The sequence below is a fragment of the Streptomyces sp. NPDC003635 genome, from assembly GCF_053587635.1.
In genome coordinates, this window is record NZ_JBSFOK010000109.1 from 1 (window position 1) to 4,980 (window position 4,980).

The following is a 4,980-nucleotide window of genomic DNA, read 5'->3' on the forward strand; positions in this document are numbered from 1 at the left end:
GGCTTCGACAACCACGAGTGGTCCCGCAACCCGCTGTGCAGCGTCGGCCTCACGCTCGACCCGCGCAAGTACCCCAAGTCCGCCGACATGACGCCCGAAGAGGAGTTCTACGCTCACGCGTCGCGTTTCCCGGACATCGCCCGCCAGTACGAGGGCGCCCGAGCCGTCCGTTCGTGGGTCTCGACCGACCGGCTCCAGTACTCCTCCCGGCAGTGCGCCGGCGACCGCTGGTTCCTGCTCTCGCACGCGGCCGGCTTCATCGATCCGCTCTACTCGCGCGGTCTGTCCAACACCGCCGAGGCCATCAACAGCCTGGCCTGGCGACTGCTGGACGCCGTCAAGGACGGCGACTTCTCCCGCGAGCGCTTCGACTACGTCGACAAGATGCAGCAGGGCCTGTTCGACTACAACGATTCACTGGTCAACGCATCGTTCATCTCCTTCAGCGACTACGACCTGTGGACGGCCGTCTACCGGATCTGGTCCTGGGGCGCCAACGCGGGCACCTACCGGCTCTCCGAGGGTCTGTTCAAGTACTTCAAGGACGGCAACGAGCAGCACTTCAAGGACCTGGAGAAGGCCCCGCATCTCGGCCTGTACTGGCCGGACCACGACGGCTTCAAGGACCTGTACGACAGCTTGATCGAGGAGTGCCTCAACTACGAGGCCGGCAAGGTCACCGCGCGTGAGGCCGCGGACACCGTGTACGCGCAGCTGGAGACCGCGAACTTCGTGCCCAAGCACTTCGGCTTCGCCGAACGGGATCTGCGGTTCATGATCCCGAACGCCAAGGTGATGGCGAAGACCGCACGCTGGCTGGCCACCGAGGCCGACCCCGTGGTCAAGCGGATGATGCGAGGAAATGCTCGTGAAGCGGTCAAAGCAAAGTTGAAGGGACGGCGCATCTTCTGATGGAGACGAAGACAACGGCTTGCGACGTGATCATCGCGGGTGCCGGCCCCACCGGTCTGATGCTGGCCGGCGAACTCGCCATGGCCGGAGTGCGCTGCCGCGTCGTCGAGCGGCGCCAGGACCGCACCCGGGAGTCCCGGGCACTCGGGCTGCACGGACGGACCATGGAGGTCCTGAACATGCGCGGGCTCGCCGAGGAGGTGCTGGCGCGGGCCAATCCCATCCCGCGGGTGAGGGTCTCCCTCGGTGGCTCGCTCTTCGACATGAGCCGTCTCGACACCGACTACGGCCAGTTGACCATCATTCCGCAGGGCGAGACCGAGGAGATCCTGGAGAAGCGGGCCACGGAACTCGGGGTGGTCGTGGACCGAGGGGTCAAGGTCACCGACTGCCGCCAGGAGGGGCCCGTCGTCCGCTGCACCCTGGAGCAGGACGGCAGGGTCTGGGAGGAGAGCGCCTCCTGGCTGGTGGGCTGCGACGGCTCGCGCAGCCGGGTACGGGAGGCCATGGGCGCCGAGTTCACCGGTGCGACCTACCCGTACACGATCATCGTCGCCGATGTGAAGCTGGGCACCCCGCTCGACGATCAGCTGCTGATCCGCGTCGGCCGGGCGGGCCTGGTGGTGGCGACCGACTTCGGCAACGGCTGGTACCGCATGGGCGTCATCGACCGGGACAAGCCCTGGTCGGACGATCCTGTGACGCTGCCCGAGGTCGAGCAGACCCTGACCAAGCTGTTCGGGAAGAACATGCGGCCCAGCGAGCCGCTGTGGACCTCGCGGTTCCACATCCAGGAGCGGCAGGCGTCGTTCTACCGCAAGGGGCGCATGCTCATCGCCGGTGACGCCGCGCACGTCCACTCCCCGCTCGGCGGTCAGGGGCTCAACCTCGGCATCCAGGACGCCATGAACCTCGGTTGGAAGCTGGGGGCGGTCGTGCAGGGGAGGGCCGCCGAGGACCTGCTCGACACCTTCGCGCTGGAGCGCCGCCGGGTCTCGCAGGGCGTCATCAAGGTGACGGACATCGCCACCCGGATGATGACCTCCGACCAACTGCCCGCGCGGGTCGCCCGCAAGGTCGTGATGTCCGTGGCCAGCCGGGTTCCCTTCACCCACCGCACCGCGGTCGGGCATCTGTCGGGCATCGCCACGAGCTACCCGTCGATGGCCGCGGCCGTCGGGGCGACGCCCCTGGCCGGCACCAGGGTCCCCGACCTGGAGGTCGCGGGGGGCGGCAGCCGGGTACGTCTCCACGAGGCGTTGCGCCAGGGCGGGTTCGTCCTCGTCGAAGGCGGAGACGGCGCCCCGCTGCTGCCGTCGGTACCGCAGTCCGACCCCCACCTCGTCCGGGTCCCCGGCCGGATCGTCGCCGACTCCGGACCCTGGCGCGGGCCCGAGGTCGTCCTGATCCGTCCCGACGGCTACTGCGTCTGGGCGGGCTCGCGGGAGCGTGCCCGTGCCGAACTGTCCAACTCCTACCTCCGCTGGATCCGGACCTGACCCGGGAGCTCCACCGGATCCAGGCGCGAACCGAACCATCCGCCCCGCCCGTCGCCGCCGCGCTCCCGCGCGGCGGCCCTGAGCGGTGGCTGAGTGGGGCTTGAGTCGGTAGCCCTAGCTTGGCCGAAACGGATGCCCGGATCGACCAAGGAGAGGCTCATGCCGACTCGCTCGAAGCACGCCACGTCGCCGCAGTACGACGTGGCCATCCTGGGGTCGGGTCTGGCGGGTACCACGCTGGCCGCCTGTCTCGCCCGCAACGGGGCCAAGGTGCTCGTCCTCGACGCGGGTACGCACCCCCGGTTCGCCATCGGCGAGTCCACCATCCCGTACACCTCGATGCTGATGCGGCTGGTCAGCGAGCGCTACGGCGTGCCCGAGATCAAGTGGCTCACCACCTTCGAGTCCGTGCAGTCGAAGATCTCCACCAACTGTGGAGTGAAGCGCAACTTCGGCTTCCTCTACCACCGTGAGGGCGCCCGGCAGAACCCGCTGGAAACCAGCATGTTCCCGATCCCGAAGATCACCCACACGGAGAACCACTTCTTCCGCCAGGACGTCGATGCCTGGATGCTGGCCGTCGCCATCAAGTACGGCGCCGACGTGCGCCAGCAGACGAAGATCGTCGACGCCGAGTTCGACGACGAGGGCGTCACCGTCATACCGACGCACGGCGACCCGGTCCGGGTGAAGTTCGTCGTGGACGCGAGCGGTCACCGCTCCCCGCTGGCCGAGAAGTTCGGCCTCCGTGAGGAGCCCAGCCGGCTGCGTCACCACTCGCGCTCGCTGTTCACGCACATGATCAACGTGAAGCCCTGGGAGCAGACGGTCCCCAAGGGCAGCCACAAGAACCCGAGCCCGTGGAGCGAGGGCACCCTCCACCACATGTTCGAGGGTGGCTGGATGTGGGTCATCCCCTTCAACAACCACCCGCGCGCCACGAACCCGCTGTGCAGCGTGGGCCTCAACCTGGACCCGCGGATCCACCCCACGCCGGACTGCTCCCCCGAGGAGGAGTTCCGCAACTTCATCGACAAGTACCCGGACATCGCACCGCAGTTCAAGGACGCCATCACGGTCCGGGACTGGGTGCGCACCGATCGGCTCCAGTACTCCTCGAAGCAGACGGTCGGCTACCGCTGGTGCCTGACCTCGCACGCGGCCGGTTTCGTGGACGCGCTGTTCTCCCGCGGCCTGTCCAACACCATGGAGATCATCCACGCCCTGACCTGGCGGCTGCTGGACGCCATCAAGGACGACGACTTCGCCGTCGAGCGGTTCGAGTACGTCCAGGAGCTCGAGCAGGGCCTGCTCGACTTCAACGACGACCTGGTCGCCAACGCCTACACCGGCACCAAGAGCTGGTTCCTCTGGAACGCCTACTACCGCTCCTGGGTGCTCAGCCAGGCCCTCGCCACCTTCGAGATCAACCGGGCCTACGCCCGCTTCCTGGAGAACCACGACCCGAAGGTGCTGGACCGGCTCGAGCGCCAGGCGCCCAACGGGGCCATCCCCGACTACGCGCCGGCCCGTGAGCTGCTCAAGGCGATGAGCGAGGCGATCCAGGACGTCCAGAACGGCCGCCGCGGGGACCGGGAGGCCGCCGACCACATCATGGAGCTGCTCGGCAAGGCCGACTTCATCCCGCCCGTGTTCGGCCTGGACAACCCCGACGTCCACTGGACCGAGGTGAACCCGATCAAGCTGGCGAAGACGCTGCGCTGGTCGCGGACCAAGGCGCCCAAGGAGATCGGCGACCTGACCTGGGAAGGGCTCACGCTCTTCATGAAGAAGCGCTTCGACCGCGACGAGTTCCAACTCGCGGAGGAGCTCAAGCACATGGCCGCGGGCTGGCCGGTGATCGGCCGGGCCTTCCGGGTGCCCGAGCCCGAGTGACCGCACCCGAACCGGATCCCGAACACCAGCAGCCCGACAAGCCAGAGGAGTTCCCCGTGTCCGACAGCCCCGCCCTGGTCAGTGGACCGGCGCCGGTGTACGACGTGGCCATCCTGGGGTCCGGTATCGCCGGCTCCATGCTCGCCGCGGTCCTGGCCCGCAACGGCGTCAAGGTCCTGCTCCTGGACGCCGGCGCCCACCCGCGCTTCGCGATCGGCGAGTCGACGATCCCGTACACCCTGGTGTGCCTGCGCACCATCTCCGAGCGCTACGACGTGCCGGAGATCAAGACGCTGGCCACCTTCACCAACAGCACCAAGGTGCTGGGCCCCAAGTTCGGTGTGAAGAAGCACTTCAGCTTCCTCCTCCACCACGAGGGCCAGGACCAGGACCCGAAGGAAGTCAACCAGTTCGGCACCCCTGGTCTGCTGCACGAGGCGAGCCACCTGTTCCGGCAGGACACCGACTCGTACATGTACCACGTGGCCCTGAAGTACGGTGCCACCGCCCGGCAGAACTTCCGGGTCGCCGACGTCGACTTCGACGACAGTGGCGTCACGCTGAGCACGGCCGAGGGTGAGCAGTACCGGGCCCGCTACGTGGTGGACGCCAGTGGCTTCCGCTCCCCGCTCGCGGAGAAGTTCAACCTCCGTGAGGACCCGTGCCGGTTCAG

4 protein-coding genes are annotated in these 4,980 nt (G+C 68.0%); all 4 read left to right on the forward strand.

Annotated elements, in window-relative coordinates; translation table 11 throughout:
- Positions 1-912, forward strand: a 912-nt coding sequence (locus ACWDRW_RS40120; RefSeq protein ID WP_451733486.1) for an NAD(P)/FAD-dependent oxidoreductase, incomplete at its 5' end; no start/stop codon positions are given.
- Positions 912-2,411: an FAD-dependent monooxygenase gene (locus ACWDRW_RS40125; protein ID WP_451733489.1), complete on the forward strand. Its 1,500-nt coding sequence runs from the start codon at positions 912-914 to the stop codon at positions 2,409-2,411. The genes ACWDRW_RS40120 and ACWDRW_RS40125, both read left to right, overlap by 1 nt.
- A gap of 159 nt (positions 2,412-2,570) precedes the next feature.
- Entirely contained in the window at positions 2,571-4,307 is a 1,737-nt protein-coding gene (locus tag ACWDRW_RS40130; protein WP_451733492.1) for an NAD(P)/FAD-dependent oxidoreductase, read from the forward strand.
- A gap of 56 nt (positions 4,308-4,363) precedes the next feature.
- Positions 4,364-4,980: NAD(P)/FAD-dependent oxidoreductase (locus ACWDRW_RS40135; protein WP_451733495.1), on the forward strand; the 617-nt coding region annotated here is incomplete at its 3' end.